13 protein-coding genes are annotated in these 14,226 nt (G+C 66.1%); 4 read left to right on the top strand and 9 right to left on the bottom strand.

The window, feature by feature from the left end; all coding sequences use genetic code 11:
- Positions 1 to 10: 10 nt before the first annotated feature.
- Together U0177_RS24395 and U0177_RS24400 are read right to left on the bottom strand one after the other, a co-directional pair.
- Positions 11 to 532 carry a GNAT family N-acetyltransferase gene (locus tag U0177_RS24395; RefSeq protein WP_409573278.1) on the bottom strand — a complete coding sequence of 174 codons (522 nt, stop codon included), beginning with the start codon at positions 530 to 532 and terminating at the stop codon, positions 11 to 13.
- Positions 529 to 837 carry a DUF6916 family protein gene (locus U0177_RS24400; protein ID WP_409573279.1) on the bottom strand — a complete coding sequence of 103 codons (309 nt, stop codon included), beginning with the start codon at positions 835 to 837 and terminating at the stop codon, positions 529 to 531. Before U0177_RS24400 ends, U0177_RS24395 begins: the two co-directional genes overlap by 4 nt.
- A 545-nt stretch (positions 838 to 1,382) precedes the next feature.
- Between U0177_RS24400 and U0177_RS24405 the strand changes: the two genes are divergently transcribed.
- The gene (locus U0177_RS24405) at positions 1,383 to 2,630 is read left to right on the top strand and encodes a PLP-dependent aminotransferase family protein (RefSeq protein ID WP_409573280.1); all 1,248 of its coding nucleotides are present in this window, start codon (positions 1,383 to 1,385) and stop codon (positions 2,628 to 2,630) included.
- Positions 2,631 to 2,957: 327 nt separating this feature from the next.
- Positions 2,958 to 3,662 carry a PadR family transcriptional regulator gene (locus U0177_RS24410; protein ID WP_409573281.1) on the top strand — a complete coding sequence of 235 codons (705 nt, stop codon included), beginning with the start codon at positions 2,958 to 2,960 and terminating at the stop codon, positions 3,660 to 3,662.
- A gap of 159 nt (positions 3,663 to 3,821) precedes the next feature.
- Here the strand turns inward: U0177_RS24410 and U0177_RS24415 are convergent, their stop codons facing one another.
- The 3 genes from U0177_RS24415 to U0177_RS24425 form a co-directional block, all read right to left on the bottom strand.
- Positions 3,822 to 5,330 carry a phenylacetate--CoA ligase family protein gene (locus tag U0177_RS24415; protein WP_409573282.1) on the bottom strand — a complete coding sequence of 503 codons (1,509 nt, stop codon included), beginning with the start codon at positions 5,328 to 5,330 and terminating at the stop codon, positions 3,822 to 3,824.
- 220 nt (positions 5,331 to 5,550) lie between these two features.
- Positions 5,551 to 6,255: a hypothetical protein gene (locus U0177_RS24420; RefSeq protein ID WP_409573283.1), complete on the bottom strand. Its 705-nt coding sequence runs from the start codon at positions 6,253 to 6,255 to the stop codon at positions 5,551 to 5,553.
- Positions 6,256 to 6,313: 58 nt separating this feature from the next.
- Complete coding sequence (locus tag U0177_RS24425; RefSeq protein WP_409573284.1) at positions 6,314 to 7,960, bottom strand: ATP-binding protein; 1,647 nt, start codon at positions 7,958 to 7,960, stop codon at positions 6,314 to 6,316.
- A gap of 151 nt (positions 7,961 to 8,111) precedes the next feature.
- Between U0177_RS24425 and sucC the strand changes: the two genes are divergently transcribed.
- On the top strand, positions 8,112 to 9,251 hold the full coding sequence (sucC, locus tag U0177_RS24430; protein WP_409573285.1) for an ADP-forming succinate--CoA ligase subunit beta: 1,140 nt from the start codon (positions 8,112 to 8,114) through the stop codon (positions 9,249 to 9,251).
- 176 nt (positions 9,252 to 9,427) lie between these two features.
- Here sucC and U0177_RS24435 read toward each other — a convergent pair whose 3' ends face one another.
- Positions 9,428 to 9,895, bottom strand: coding sequence for a hypothetical protein (locus U0177_RS24435; RefSeq protein WP_409573286.1), 468 nt, complete (start codon positions 9,893 to 9,895; stop codon positions 9,428 to 9,430).
- Between the two features lie 98 nt (positions 9,896 to 9,993).
- A complete protein-coding gene (locus U0177_RS24440; protein ID WP_409573287.1) occupies positions 9,994 to 10,449 on the bottom strand; it encodes a helix-turn-helix domain-containing protein in 456 nt (151 codons plus the stop codon).
- A 288-nt stretch (positions 10,450 to 10,737) separates the two neighbouring features.
- Between U0177_RS24440 and gmd the strand changes: the two genes are divergently transcribed.
- Positions 10,738 to 11,712: a GDP-mannose 4,6-dehydratase gene (gene gmd, locus U0177_RS24445; protein WP_409573288.1), complete on the top strand. Its 975-nt coding sequence runs from the start codon at positions 10,738 to 10,740 to the stop codon at positions 11,710 to 11,712.
- 322 nt (positions 11,713 to 12,034) lie between these two features.
- On the opposite strand, the gene U0177_RS24450 is transcribed toward gmd, so the two are convergent.
- Together U0177_RS24450 and U0177_RS24455 are read right to left on the bottom strand one after the other, a co-directional pair.
- Positions 12,035 to 12,643 carry an FFLEELY motif protein gene (locus U0177_RS24450; protein ID WP_409573289.1) on the bottom strand — a complete coding sequence of 203 codons (609 nt, stop codon included), beginning with the start codon at positions 12,641 to 12,643 and terminating at the stop codon, positions 12,035 to 12,037.
- 199 nt (positions 12,644 to 12,842) lie between these two features.
- Complete coding sequence (locus tag U0177_RS24455) at positions 12,843 to 14,153, bottom strand: aspartate aminotransferase family protein (RefSeq protein WP_409573290.1); 1,311 nt, start codon at positions 14,151 to 14,153, stop codon at positions 12,843 to 12,845.
- Positions 14,154 to 14,226 lie beyond the last annotated feature (73 nt).

A 14,226-nucleotide genomic window follows, 5' to 3' on the forward strand; every position in this document is an offset into this window, starting at 1 on the left:
CTGCCGAACACTATGCCGGGGCTAGCGCCTGCGCGCCGCTGGCCACAGGCTGACGGGCCGGCGGCGCCCATTCCATAAACCAGTACATCCCGCGATCCTCGACCAGGGCAAAGCCCAGCCGCTGGTACAGCCGCAGCGCCGGGTTAAACTTTTCGACATGGATGCGCAGCGGCTTGCCGCAGGCCGCTGCCTCGCTCAGCAGCTCGTGCAGCAGGCGCGAGCCAATGCCGGCGCCGCGCCGCGCGGGCAGCAGCGCGATATCGATCAGGCGGATCTCGTCGGCGCGGCGATCGACGTACATCCGGCCGATTGGCTGCTCGCCGCACATGATCACCAGAAAGTCGGCGCCTGCGGAGTAGGTATGGTAGTGCTGGTGCTGGGCCTCGAACTGCTGGGCCAGAAACGCGTGCTGCTGCGCGGCGCTCCAGCCCAGCAGCGCCAGCTCGTCGAGCCGCGTGCTGGCGTATACCTGGTACAGCAGCGGCATGTCGCTTGCCTTGGCCGGGCGCAGCCAGATCGCCGGTGTGCTCATGGCGCCGCCTCGGCGCTCAGGCAATTGAAGGAAGCCTCGTAGTACAGGCCCTGCCGATCCTGGCGAACCGGCACGATGAAGATCTCGAGTTGCCCGAGCGCGGCGTGATCCATGCGGTACGAGGCCTGGGGAATATAGCGGCCGGACGGCCCGCGCAGCTCGAGCGAGTACGATTCGTAGGGTGCGTTGCGGCGTAGTGGCGAAACCTCGATCAGCTCAAGTGCCAGCGGTTCGCCAGCGGCCGCCAGCCAGAATTTCGTGTTCAGCTGGCCGGCGAATGCCTCGTGTGAATAGGCCGTCGCCATGGATCACCTCACATTTCAGATTTCGGCGCAGCACAAAGCCGGTACCGGGCGAATACCCGATACGCATCGTCGGGGATGAGCGAGCCTCGAGCGCCAGCACACGCTTCGCCAGTCCTCTGCCTCCACCCCCTGCCGCTCCAAGAGCTTGCGGGCTGATACTGTATATATATCATGGACGGTGCGGTGACGCATCAGGTAAATTACGTATTCTCGGTTACGTAGTTCGCGGCAGTCGCACCCGCAGCGATCTATAATTGTCGCGATGCGCGCGCTGGCTGCGGCCCCCACACCTCCCGCGCGGGGAGTGCCCGCATCGCATGCGCCATTGTCGCGACATACCAGCCCGACTTGTCGCTATCGCCGAGGGCCGGCTGCGAGTATACTAGCGGCCAGGCTCGAACAAGGAGCTGCCATGTTCTTTCGCCTTGGCACACCCGAATGCCTGATCATTCTGGTGGTGCTGATCATTGTGGTCGGGCTGTCGTATCGCAGCGGCTACTTCCGCGGACGCCGCCGCAAGTAGCCACCTAGCCGGAGCAACACCTATGACAATCACCGCCTCTGATTCGGCCGGCCAGCTCTGGGAAGCGCACTGGGCCAGCGCCGTCGGCAACATCAGCAGCTCGGCCATCCGCGAGCTGCTGAAGGTTACCGAGGAGCCTGGCGTGATCTCGTTTGCGGGCGGCTTGCCCTCGCCCGACTGTTTTCCGGCCGAGGAGATCGCACTAGCCGCCGAGCGCGTGCTGGCCAACGAGGCCGGGCGCGTGCTCCAGTACGGCCCCACCGAGGGCTTTCCGCCGCTGCGCGCGTTTCTGGTGGAGCTGATGCGCGCGCGCGGCCTGAGCATCGGCCCCGAGCACCTGCTTGTCACCAATGGCTCGCAGCAGGGCCTCGACATGATCGCCAAGCTGCTGGTCGACCCCGGCGACGTGGTGCTGGTCGAGGAGCCAACCTACGTGGGCGCGCTGCAGGCGTTCCGGCCCTACCGGCCGCGCTTTGTGACGCTGCCGATGGACGACGACGGCCTGCAGATCGAGGGTGTCGAGCGCGCGCTGGCCGATTTGGCCGCCGCCGGCCAAGCGCCGAAGTTCCTCTACACCGTCGCCAGCTTTCAGAATCCCACCGGCGTCACGCTCTCGGCCGAGCGGCGCCGCGCGCTGATCGCGCTGGCCGCGCGCCACGGCCTGCCGATCGTCGAGGACGACCCGTATGGCGAGCTGCGCTACAGCGGCGCGGCGCCGCCGCTGCTGGCCGCGCTCGATATCGAGCGCCACGGCGCGCCGCGCCACGTGCTCTACCTCAGCACCTTCTCGAAGCTGCTGGTGCCGGGCCTGCGGGTGGGCTGGGCCGTGGCGCCCGAGGTGCTGCTGCGCCGCATGGTTCAGGTGAAGCAGGGGCTCGACCTGCACACCAGCTCGCTGGCTCAGGCGATCGCCTACGAGGCCTGCCGCGATGGCCTGCTGGCTCGCCAGATCCCGCGCATCCGCGCGGTGTACCAGCAGCGGCGCGACGCCATGCTCGGCGCGCTCGAGCAGTACCTGCCGGCCGGCGCGCGCTGGACCAAGCCCGACGGTGGGATGTTCCTGTGGATCACACTGCCCGCCGGCTACAACACCACCGATCTGCTGGCGCGCGCGCTCGAGCGCAAGGTCGCGTTCGTGCCGGGCGGCGCTTTCCACGCCAACGGCGGCGGCACCAACACCATGCGGCTCAACTTCTCGTTCTCCCCGCCCGACACAATCGTCGAGGGCGTGCGCCGCCTCTCCGAGGTGTTTAAAGCAGCCCTGGGCTAGCCGCACCAGCGGCATCCTCATACGCTGTTCGCTTGATCACGTATAGCTTGTGTTGCACTCCGTGGCTTCGCCACGGAGTGCAACACAAGAAATTTGGGGGCGTCTTCGCCGCCCCCAAACCCCCACCAAAGTGGCAGTAATAAAGCGAATTTGGTATCACATACGCCGGCCCGCTCGCGCTTGCGCGAGCGGGCCGGCGTGCGCCTGTGCCCCTCGCAACCAGCTCGCCGATCGCCGAAAATTGCCTCTTGACTTTAGCGATATATCGTGATATTCTACGAGCCATCACGATATATCGTTATCGTAACAAGAAAAGGAGCACATACAATGTTTCGACGACCATTCCGGCGCCCGTGGGAAGGCGAGGCGCCCGAGCACGAGCACCACGGCCCACCGCACCAGCACCACCACGAGCACTTTAGCCCGGCCGACCGGCTGCGCCGGCGGTTTTGGTTCGCGCACGACGACGAGCCGTTCGAGCACTTCATCCCGCGCGGCCCGTTTGGCGGCCCGCACGGCGGGCCTTTCGGCGGGCGGCCATTCGACGAAGACGGCGGCGGGCGGCGGCGGCAGCGCCGCGGCGACATCAAGTTCGCCCTGCTCGAGCTGCTGGCCGAGCAGCCGCGCCACGGCTACGAGCTGATCAAAGAGCTTGAGCAGCGCTACGGCGGCTTTTACCGCCCCAGCCCCGGCTCGGTCTACCCGACGCTGCAGCTGCTCGAAGACGAGGGCCACCTGACGAGCGAGACGGTTGAGGGCAAGCGGGTGTACACGATCACCGACTCGGGCAGGCAGCTGCTGGCCGAGCGCCAGCCCGCCGGCCCCGAGTGGCGCGGCCCAGGCTGGCGTGGGCCGGGCCTCGAGCTGAACGAGCTGCGCCAGACTAGCATGAGCCTGATTGCCAGCGTGATGCAGGTAGGCAAGCACGGCACCCCCGAGCAGGTGCAGGCGGTGATGAAGCTGCTCGACAGCACGCGCCGCGAGATCTACGCCATCCTCTCGCGCGACGAGCGCGCCAGCACCGGCGAGTAGCGCCTCACAGCCAAGGCCGGGCGGTGAAGCAGCGCATCGCCTTGCTCACATTCGCTTTGGGATGCCCTGCCCGGCTTGGCCGGGCGGGGCATCCCAAAATTTCGGGGGCGACAGTGCCGCCCCCGAACCCGCGCAAGCAAGCGACCAGCGTGGGGCGCGCTAGGCGCCTTTACGCGTATAGCGGTGCTTCACGCCAACCGGGAAGTACTCCGGGTCGCCGAGCGGCCGCAGCGTCACGCGCGGCAGCTGGTACTCGGGCGGCACGTAGTTGGCGAACTCGCTGTTGAGCCGCCGCAGCTGTGTCACGATCGACTCGGCGATCGCGCCGGCCTTGGCGTCGTCGGCGGCCACGCCAGGCGCCAGCTCCACCGCAATCGCCAGAAAGCGATTGCGATCGGCATCCTCGCGCGACTCAAGCACGAACTTGCCCGTCACCCAGCCGGTGATCGGCGGCTGCTCGAGCCCGACCGTCACGTTTTCGGGGTAGATGTTCGCGCCAAAGTACGAGATGGTGAAATGCGAGCGGCCGAACACATACACGAACGGCAGCGGCCGCACGCCGCGCGCGCCGGCGCCAAGCTCGGCCAGCGGGTCGAAGCCACGCCCGGCCAGCCAGGCCAGCAGATCGTTGTAGCCCAGTAGACCGCCGGTGTCGGCGATATGGTAGCGGATCAGCGGGATGCCATTCTCGCCCGAGAACAGCAGCGTGCCGTCGCGCGCCTCGAAAAAGCGGCTCAGCGGGTCGTACTGCGCCAGCGTGGGCAGGCGCGCCTCGCCGAACAGCTCGGCCGCGTCGGCAGGGTGTGCCGCCAGCCAGCGGCGGATGCAGATGCTCAGCGGCGTCTCGTTCGCCAGCACGCCCGCGTCGGCGGTGCCATACAGCGAGGCCGAGTCGAAGCACGGCTCGGAGGCGCCGACGCGCTCGCCCACCAGCGTGCGCCACTCTTCGCTGAACACCTCGCCGGCCATCACCCACTTCACGCGCAGCCGCGACCAGTCGAGCCCGCGCGCGCGCCCGGCGTCTACCACGTCCTTCAGAAACGGCGGGTAGCCGAGCAGCACCACCTGCTCGTAGGCCGGGCCGAGCTCGCCAACCACCCGCAGGATCTCGTCGCGGTTGTTGCCCGGCGTGATCACGCTGATCGGGTAGCCCTTGGCGGCCAGGTAGCGGCAGCACGCGGCGGTAAACATGCCGCCAACCCAGGTGCCCAGCGCGAAGCACACCACCGCCAGCGTGCGGCGCTCGTCGGCGCGAAAGCTGTCGTGGAACACCTGCTCGAAGCGCCTGGCGATCTGCAGCTCGTCGGCCAGCGCGCGCGGCCAGAAGGTCGGCTGCCCGGTCGATCCCGACGACACCGCGATCATGGCGCAGGCCGCCAGCGCGCCATCGCGGCACAGCTCGGCCAGCGAAAAGCGCCGCAGGTAGTTGTCTTTCGTCACCAGCGGCAGGCGCGCGAAGTCGGCCGGCTCGCGCACCGTCGCCGGGTCGATGCCATGCTCGGCAAGAAACGCCCGGTAGGCCGGCACGCGCGCCACCGCCGCGTGGAACAGCGCGAGCGCGGCGTGCTCGGGGCGCTCGGCGCGCTGCCGATCCAGCACGGCGTCGAGCGGCGTCGCAAGAAACGCCTGCCATGCCGCGAGCGCCTCCTCGCCAGGTTGGCTCTGCATTGCTCTCACTTCCTCTTTTTTAGGGCTTACACAGTTGCGCTGTTCGGCTTCCCGAAGCCGTGCATGGTGCCTGCGGCAGCACGGTTCTTTTTGATCATCGTGTCCAATTTCCGCGCTGTGCGCGGAAATTGGACACCTCTACGGAATGAGGTACCGCTCTGCCGAAGGCAAAAACGCGCACTGCGTTTGTCGTGTCAACAAAGCAGAGTATCCCCTGCACCTAGGCAAACCGGTACAGCACCGTCGCTATGGTTGCCAGCGTATACGCGACCGCCCCATAGGTAATGTACGGGTACTCGCGCGCGTTCCAGCGCACCTTCGCAAACGCCACGAGCGAGATCAGCGCCAGCAGCGCCGCAAAAAACAGCCCAAGCAGCACCACATCAAACGCGGCGTACGCAAACCAGGTAAACGCGTACACCAGGCTATTCACCAGCAGTATCGCCATATCTTTGGTATCGAAGCGCTCGGAGGCGCGCTGCGTGGCGAATACGAGCAGCACGCTATTCATCAGCACGCCGCCCACAAAGAAGATCAGGTTGCCGGCGTAGTAATCGTTTATAAAGAGCCCATTGCATAGGTCACCCGCCACAACACGCGTGTCGCAGTATGTATTGAGCGTAAAGCTCGCCACCTCGTGCCAGCCCTCGCCCGCGCCGTACAGGTACGCGCCGCCCAAAAACACCGCCGCCAGCGCAACATTCGCGCGCTGCTGAAGCGCCTGGAAATTGCCCGTGACCGACTGCAGCACAAAGAACGACAGTATCACCGTAATTGTCAGAAAGATCACCGTCTGGTTTAGCTCGTGCAGACGGATGAAGTTGTATGGCTGCAAGAGCATGCGCGTGGCCGGCAAGAGCCGCTCAATGATGATCACCAGCGCCGTGAGCGAGTAGAGCGTGACGATCGTGTTGATACGTTTCATGCTTGAACCTCATTTTCATCGCGCGGCCTCAAGCCATCGCCATACCCGCCGGCCGTGGCTACTCGGTACGCGTGGCAGCCGGGGCGGCTTCGGCGCGCACCGGAAGCCAGAAGCTAAACGTGCTGCCAGCGCCTGGCCGGCTGGCCACGCTCACATCGCCGCCATGCAGCGTCACGATCTCTTTCACCACATACAAGCCCACGCCCACGCCGCTCGCCTGCCGCACCGCCGGGTCGTCGGCACGGAAGAAACGCTGAAACAGCTGCGGCAGCACCTCGGGCGCAATACCAACGCCCTCGTCGGCCACAGCCACCACGGCCCGGCCGGGCCGGCGCTCGACGCGCACGCGCACCTGGCCGCCGGGGCTATACTTGATCGCATTGCCAAGCAGATTATGCAGCACCTGCTCGAGCCGCAGCTCATCGCCGTCCACCACCAGCGCGCCGCGCGGGCAGCTTAGCTCGATCGTATGGCTACCGAGGCCAGCGCGCACCGACTGGCACACCCGCCGCGCCAGCGCCACCAGATTCACCGGGTGGCGCTCGATCTGCAGCTGGCCGCGTTCGAGCCGCGAGCTATCCAGCAAGTCGCCGATCATCTGGTTCAGGCGGCGGGCCTGGCTGGCGATCAGCGCCAGCGTGGCGTCGTCGCGCTCGGCAAGCGTACCGGCGCGGCGCATCCGGCGCTGCAGCGCCTCGGCGCTGCCCAGCAGCGTCGTGAGCGGGTTGCGCAGCTCGTGCGCGGCGATCGACAGAAACGCGTCGCGCACTCGCACCGCCTCCTGGGCCTCGGTGCGGGCGGCCTGCTCGCGCGCGAGCAGCTGCACACGCTCGGCCTCGGCAGCTTTGCGCGCGCTGATATCGGTAAACGCGATGATAATACCATCGCCGTAGCGGTACACAAGGTTGCGGAACCAACCGCTAATGCCTTCGGCCTCGAAATAGCTTTCGAAATCCTGCGGCTCGCCAGTTTGGGCGACGCTCAGGTAGCGCTGGAAAAAGCTGGTTTCGAGCGCGCCCGGGAATATTTCGCGCATGCGCTTGCCCGCCAGATCTGCGTTGGAGATCCCCGCGAGCCGCTCGGCAGTGGGGTTGATGTATTCATACTCGAAATCGACCACCTGGCCCTGCGCGTCGTAGATCGCGCGCAGAATATTCAGGCCGTCGAGCGACAGATCCTGCACGGCACGGAAGCGCTCTTCGCTACGGCGCAGCGCCGCCTCGATCTGGCTGCGCTCGCTGATGTTTACCGTCGTGCCCACCAGCCAGCGCTCGGCGCCGGCCGCGTCGCGCAGCACCCGCGCGCGATCCCACACCGTCACATAGTGGCCATCGCGGTGGCGCGCGCGGTACTCGATCGAGTGGCCGTCGGTTGCCAGCCTGCTTTCCCGCGCCTGCCTGGTGGCGCGGACATAGTCGTCGGGGTGAATTTGCGCCTGCCACCAGGCCATGGTTGGCTGAACATCGCCAGGGTGAAAGCCCAGCACTTTCGCCAGCCCAGCGCTCCGCTCGACGCGCTGGTCGCTCAGGTCGGCGTGGTAGATAAAGCCATCGAGCGCCTCCAGCGCCAGGCTCAGCCGATCGTTCGCGCTCTGTAGCGCCTGTTCGGTAGCAGGGGGCGCAGGCCGCGCTGCTACCTGGCGGCGGGGTAGGCGCCGCACCCGCCGGCACGTATGTGCCAGCAGGGTGCTAGGAATGTTCGGCATAGACTCCTCCTGGTTGCTGCGAGTATAGCATAAAAAGAATCGGCGACTGTAACTGGCCGCGTGTATGATCGCTGCGAGCCGCGTTGACGCCTCCAACCGAACGTGCTACTATGCTCGCCGGCACCTGCTCGCCGCATCAGAAGGAGTTCGCATGAAACTGCACGAATATCAGGCGCGCGATATTCTGGCGCGCTACGGCATACCCGTCACCGGCGGCGGCGTAGCCACCACCGCTGCCGAAGCGCGCGCGATCGCCGAGCAAATCGGCGGCCGCGTGGTGGTGAAGGCCCAGGTGTTCGTCGGCGGGCGCGGCAAGGCTGGCGGCGTAAAGCTGGCCGACACGCCCGAGCAGGCCGAGCAGGTGGCCGGGCAGATCCTGGGCATGAACATCAAGGGTCTTACCGTCGAGAAGGTGCTGGTGGCCGAGGCGATCACCTACGAGCGCGAGATCTACCTCGGCGTCGTGATGGATCGCGCCGCCAAGCGCATTGTGCTAATGGCCTCGGCCGAAGGCGGCGTCGAGATCGAAGAGGTTGCCAAAACCAACCCCGACGCGATCGTCAAGGTGGCCGCGCACCCGACGCTGGGCCTGCAGCCGTTCCAGGCGCGCCAGCTGGCCTTTGGCATCGGCCTCACCGATGGCAAGCAGGCGCGCCAGTTCGCGTCGATCGCCACCGCGCTCTACAAGGCGTATATGGATACCGACGCCAACCTCGCCGAGATCAACCCGCTGGTGGTGCTGCCCGGCGGCGCGCTGCAGGCGCTCGACTCGAAGATCGTGCTCGACGACTCGGCGCTGTTCCGCCACGCCGACCTCGAGGCCATGCGCGATGCTTCCGACGAGCCCGAGGCCGAGCGCAAGGCCCGCGAGGCCGGCCTCACATTTATCAAGCTCGACGGCAGCATTGGCTGCATGGTCAACGGCGCCGGCCTGGCCATGGCCACCATGGACGTGGTGAAGCTGTACGGCGGCGAGCCCGCGAACTTCCTCGATATCGGCGGCGGCGCCGGCAAAGACAAGGTCAAGGCCGCGCTGCAGATCATCCTGGCCGACCCGAACGTCAAGGCGGTGATGTTCAATATCTTCGGCGGCATCACCCGCGTCGACGAGGTGGCGCGCGGCATTATCGCCGCGCTCGACGAGGTGAAGACCGACGTGCCCATGATCGCCCGCCTGGTCGGCACCAACGAGGCCGAGGGCCGCCGGCTGCTGGCCGAGTCGGTGCTGCAGCCCGCCGAAAGCCTGGCCGACGCCGCGCAGAAGGCCGTGGCCGCCGCCCAGGCCCGCTAACCTGCCCCGCGAAAAACCAAGGGCGAAGGGTGCGCACCCTTCGCCCTTTTGATACCAGCTCCGCTTGCCCGCTTTGTTTTTGTGATGCCCTGTCCGGCTTTGCCAGGCAGGGCATCACAAAAACAAAGTTCGGGGGCGGCAATGCCTCCCCCGAACCCGCACCATCAAGCAAGCGATCAAACAGAGTTGATATGACTATCGGGGATGGTGCCGATATACCGGCGTACGTTTGTGAGCTGGTGTGCGTCGCGGATGAACTGCTCGTAAAAGCCATGCTGCCATACCTCGGCCGGGCGCTCGGGCGCCACGTCGCGCAGCCACGCGGCCCACTGCACAGCCGCAAACGCCTTGAACGAGCCAACCACTGTGCCGATCGACGGCTTGAACGCCATTGGCGTGCTCGGCTCGTTCAGCCATATAACCGCGCGGAAGTGGCTCGGCATCACCGCCCACGCGTCTAGCCGCACTGCCGGAAACCGGTCGGGTAGCGCACGCCACGCGCGCTCGACGATCATGCGCAGCTGCACGTCTTCGAAGAGCGGCAGGTGCTGGTGCGTGTCGATCGCCACATAGTACGCCTCGGCACAGATGTACTCGTACCCTGGCTGGCGCGGGCGGTTGGACGTGGATGGTATGTGGGTCATGGGCGTCTCTTGGCTATAGAAGTGTTCCGCCCCTACCATACCACCCCGGCATAACCAAAATAGTACGAGTGTAGTACTATTTAGCGAGTAAGCCAGAGCTAGAGCAGCTCGCGCAGCGCCGCCTCGAGCATACGCCGCTCCTCGGCGTCGTAGGTTGTGCCGAGCAGCGCCGCCAGCCGGGCGCGCCACTCGGCCGCCGTCGCGCCTGGCGCGTCGCCGCCCAGCCGCGCTGCCCACGCCAGGTCGCGCGCCAGCAGCGCAAGCTGGTGCGCCGCTTCGGTGTAGCGGCAGGCCACCGCCGGCAGCCGCTCGGCCTTGGCGGGCGGGTACGAGGTGCCGGCCACCAGCTCGTGCGGGTCGAGCCCGAACAGGCCGGCCAGCAGCACCACCGTGCGCTCGCTCGGCAGCGCCAGCCCCAGCTCGAAGTGCGACACCGCCACGCGCGAGGCCGCCAGCCGCAACGCCAGCTGCTCCTGCGTCCAGCCGCGCGCCGCGCGCAGCCGCGCGATCCGGGCGCCAAGCGACTCAGGGTTCTCGGCCGGCTGTTGCATCATACGCCGATTATACTTCTAGGAGTTATACCAACTCCGTTTGATTACTTGTGTTTTCTTGTGCGGCGCCCGGCTTTGCCGGGCGCCAGAAAACGAAATTTCGAGGGCGGCAAAGCCGGCCCCGAACCCCACCATAATCCAAGCGATCAGCCGGATGCTGAAAACGCCTCGCGCGGGCGGCATCTCGCTAAGCCACTTAGCAGACACAGCCACGGTTTTCGGCTATAGTAGCGCAGGAATCGCAGCGAACGTACGCGGCGCCGTGTACGCACCGCTACCAAAGGAAGCACCATGGCAAAAACAAAGCGCGCCCTGATCACCGGCATCACCGGGCAAGACGGCAGCTACCTCGCCGAGTTCCTGCTTGGCCAGGGCTACGAGGTGATCGGCATGATCCGCCGCTCGAGCACCGTCAACTTCGAGCGGATCAAGCATATCCAGAACAGTGTAACGCTCACCACCGGCGACTTGCTCGACGAAGTGTCGATGATCAACCTGCTGCGCGAGTGCCGGCCCCAGGAGGTGTACAACCTGGCCGCACAATCGTTCGTGCAGACCTCGTGGGGCCAGCCGGTGTTCACGGGCGAAACCACCGCGCTCGGCGTCACGCGCATGCTCGACGCGATCCGCATCGTCGACCCCGACATTCGCTTCTACCAGGCCAGCTCTTCCGAGATGTTCGGCAAGGTAGTGGAAGTGCCCCAGCGCGAAACCACGCCGTTCTACCCGCGCAGCCCGTATGGCGTGGCCAAGGTGTACGGCCACTGGATCACCGTGAACTACCGCGAGAGCTACGGCATGCACGCGAGCAGCGGCATCCTGTTCAATCATGAGAGTCCCCGGCGTGGGTTGGAGTTCGTCACGCGCAAGATCACCAATGGCGTCGCGCGGATCAAGCTCGGGCTCGACAGCGAGCTGCGGCTCGGCAACCTCGAGGCGCAGCGCGACTGGGGCTTCGCTGGCGATTATGTGCAGGCGATGTGGATGATGCTTCAGCAGGAGCAGCCCGACGACTATGTGATCGCCACCGGCCAGACGCAGTCGGTGCGGCGGTTTTGCGAGCTGGCATTCGGCCGCGCCGGGCTCGACTACAGCAAGTACGTGGCGGTCGACGAGCGCTTCATGCGCCCCGCCGAGGTTGATCTGCTGGTGGGCGACCCTTCCAAGGCCCGCGCCACGCTCGGCTGGAAGCCCGAAACCTCGTTCGAGCAGCTCGTCAATATGATGGTCGACGCCGACCTGGCGCTGCTGAAAAGCCAGGTCTAGCCATCATACTTAGGGCTTACGCAGTTGGCGTGTTCAGCCTTCGGCAGAGTGGTACTTTCCTTGTGGACGTGTCCAATTTCCGCGCTGCGCGCGGAAATTGGACACATGATATCAAAAAGCACCGTGCTGCCGCAGGCACTGATGCACGGCTTCAGGAAGCCGAACAGCGCAGCTACGTAGGTTCTGATGCTTTTCAAATACGGTGATCGTAGGACGTTTGCCGCAAAGGTACAAAGTCTCGAAGGCACGCTGCAACAGCATATTCTTTGCGTCTTTGTGGCTATGTGAAGCGTAGTGGCTCCAGCCAGCCTTGCCAGGCGCGCTACACGTCGTAGATCCGATCGAGGCGATCCTGCTCGCGCACGCACACCGTCTCGACAAAGCGGTGGATGTCGCGCACCGACTGGATCGAGTTGAAGCCGAGGCGCAGGAAGCGGTGGATATCGGCCATGCCGACGGTTTGGGCCAGGCCGTGGGTGCGGTTGAGCACCGCGCCGATGAGCGGGCGCTTGGCCATGCGGTACACATTGTACAGCGCGTGGCGCGCCAGCTCGATCTGGTGCACGCGATCGCTATAGTTGTCGGCCTCGCGGTATGCGCGCTCGTACAGCGGCTCGTCGAAGTCGAGCGGCGCGCCCAGCTGGTTCAGCCGCTGCACAACCAGATCGTCGAGCATATTCGTCAGGTCGAGCAGCTCGAGCACATTCTGCACATCGCCGATGTTCAGCCCCGGCGCGAGGTGCACGAACTGGTGCAGCCGGTGGGCCTGCTCGTCGCGCGCCTTGAAATCACGCGGCCCGTACATTTCGTCGAAAAAGAACTCGGCGATCTCGTGGTACTGCGGTTCGGCCGCCAAGTCGGCGTGGTCGCGGCGCAGGCGCTGCGACTGAAAGGATTGAAGAACTGCCTTCATTTCTTGCGGCGTTGCCATATTCTTCTATAACTAGCGGTCGGCCACATGGCTTGGCGGGGCAGCTGCAGAGGGGGCTGCGCCCTCCGGCACGCCTCCGCGCCAAAACCACCGTGACGAACCGCTAGCCGCTACGACTCAGCTGTGCCTACCAGAGAATACTGGCCTGATACGGCCCGTGGAGTGTACAAGCCACAACCCAATACCCAGAACTCAACACTCAGCCAGCCAGCGCCTGCTCGAAGATCCGCACGGCCTGGCGTACCTGCTCGTCGCTCACCACCAGCGGCGGGATGAAGCGCACCACGTTGTCGTACGAGCCGCAGTTGAGCAGCAGCAGCCCGTGCTCGCGGCAGCCGGCCAGCACGCGCTTGCACAGCGCCGCGTCGGGGCCGCCGTCGGGGCGAACAAGCTCGACGCCGATCATCAGCCCGAGCCCGCGCACATCGCCAATCGCGCGGTTGCGCACCTGTAGCGCGGCGAGCTCCTGCTTCAGCACGGCCCCGAGGCGCGCCGCGTTCTCGACCAGCCGATCCTCGGCGATCGCGGCGATCGTGGCAACCGCCGCCGCGCACGCCACCGCATTGCCGCCGTAGGTGCCGCCGTGCGAGCCAGGGTGCCACCGGTCCATCAGCTCGCGCCGCGACGCGATGCCCGAGAGCGGCAGCCCCGACGCCAGGCCCTTGGCCATGATCAGAATATCCGGCGTCACGCCGAACTGCTCGACCGCGAAAAACGACCCGGTGCGGCCAAAGCCGGTTTGCACCTCGTCGGCGATCAGCAGGATGCCATGCTCGTCGCAGATCTGGCGCAGCCCTTGAAGAAACGACGCCGGTGGCACGACATAGCCGCCCTCACCCAGCACCGGCTCGACCAGTATTGCCGCGATATCTTCGGGCACCGTCTCCGTCTGAAGAATATGCCGCACCTGGCGCAGCGGTTCGCCGCAGCACTCGGCGGTAGCCGGCGCCGCCGCCGAGATCGCGCCAGTGTTTTTGCCGGCAGCGCGCGCCACTGCGCACTGGAAGCAGTAGGCGTACGGCGCGATATGCACGCCCGAAGGTAGTGGCGCGTAGCCGCCGCGATACTTGCCTTTGCTCGACGTCAGCGCCATGGCCCCGGCCGTGCGGCCATGGAACCCCCCGCCGAACACGATCACGTCGGTGCGTCCGGTGGCCTGGCGCGCGAGCTTCACCGCGGCCTCGACCGCCTCGGCGCCGCTGTTGCTGAAGAAAAAGGTGTCGAGCGTGGGCGGCACCAGCTCGCGTAGCGCGCCCACCAGCTCGAGCATCGGGCGGTGGTAGACGATGTTGGCCTGGCCGTGCAGCAGCAGCCCGGCCTGCTCGCGAATGGCCGCCACCACGCGCGGGTGGCAGTGGCCGGTATTCGTGACGCCAATGCCGCAGGTGAAATCAAGATAGCTGCGGCCGTCGGCGGCGTACAGGCACGCGCCCTCGCCGCGCTCGACCATAATATCGGTGTAGCGCGCCCACACCGGCGCGAGATGCTGCTGGTTTTCGAGAAGCGACATGGCCTGCTCCTTTGCATCCTTGCCGAATTGGAACTACGTAGCGTTGCCGATTTTGGTTCTCGCGCCGGCACAG

The organism is Kouleothrix sp., assembly GCF_046328425.1.
In the GTDB taxonomy this organism is placed as follows: domain Bacteria; phylum Chloroflexota; class Chloroflexia; order Chloroflexales; family Roseiflexaceae; genus Kouleothrix.

Coding starts and splice junctions, on each gene's coding strand:
- U0177_RS24435 (WP_409573286.1), bottom strand. CDS start 9,895: ATGACCCACATACCATCCACGTCCAACCGCCCGCGCCAGCCAGGGTAC.
- U0177_RS24440 (WP_409573287.1), bottom strand. CDS start 10,449: ATGATGCAACAGCCGGCCGAGAACCCTGAGTCGCTTGGCGCCCGGATC.
- U0177_RS24450 (WP_409573289.1), bottom strand. CDS start 12,643: ATGGCAACGCCGCAAGAAATGAAGGCAGTTCTTCAATCCTTTCAGTCG.
- U0177_RS24405 (WP_409573280.1), top strand. CDS start 1,383: ATGACAATCACCGCCTCTGATTCGGCCGGCCAGCTCTGGGAAGCGCAC.
- sucC (WP_409573285.1), top strand. CDS start 8,112: ATGAAACTGCACGAATATCAGGCGCGCGATATTCTGGCGCGCTACGGC.
- U0177_RS24410 (WP_409573281.1), top strand. CDS start 2,958: ATGTTTCGACGACCATTCCGGCGCCCGTGGGAAGGCGAGGCGCCCGAG.
- U0177_RS24455 (WP_409573290.1), bottom strand. CDS start 14,153: ATGTCGCTTCTCGAAAACCAGCAGCATCTCGCGCCGGTGTGGGCGCGC.
- U0177_RS24425 (WP_409573284.1), bottom strand. CDS start 7,960: ATGCCGAACATTCCTAGCACCCTGCTGGCACATACGTGCCGGCGGGTG.
- U0177_RS24400 (WP_409573279.1), bottom strand. CDS start 837: ATGGCGACGGCCTATTCACACGAGGCATTCGCCGGCCAGCTGAACACG.
- gmd (WP_409573288.1), top strand. CDS start 10,738: ATGGCAAAAACAAAGCGCGCCCTGATCACCGGCATCACCGGGCAAGAC.
- U0177_RS24395 (WP_409573278.1), bottom strand. CDS start 532: ATGAGCACACCGGCGATCTGGCTGCGCCCGGCCAAGGCAAGCGACATG.
- U0177_RS24415 (WP_409573282.1), bottom strand. CDS start 5,330: ATGCAGAGCCAACCTGGCGAGGAGGCGCTCGCGGCATGGCAGGCGTTT.
- U0177_RS24420 (WP_409573283.1), bottom strand. CDS start 6,255: ATGAAACGTATCAACACGATCGTCACGCTCTACTCGCTCACGGCGCTG.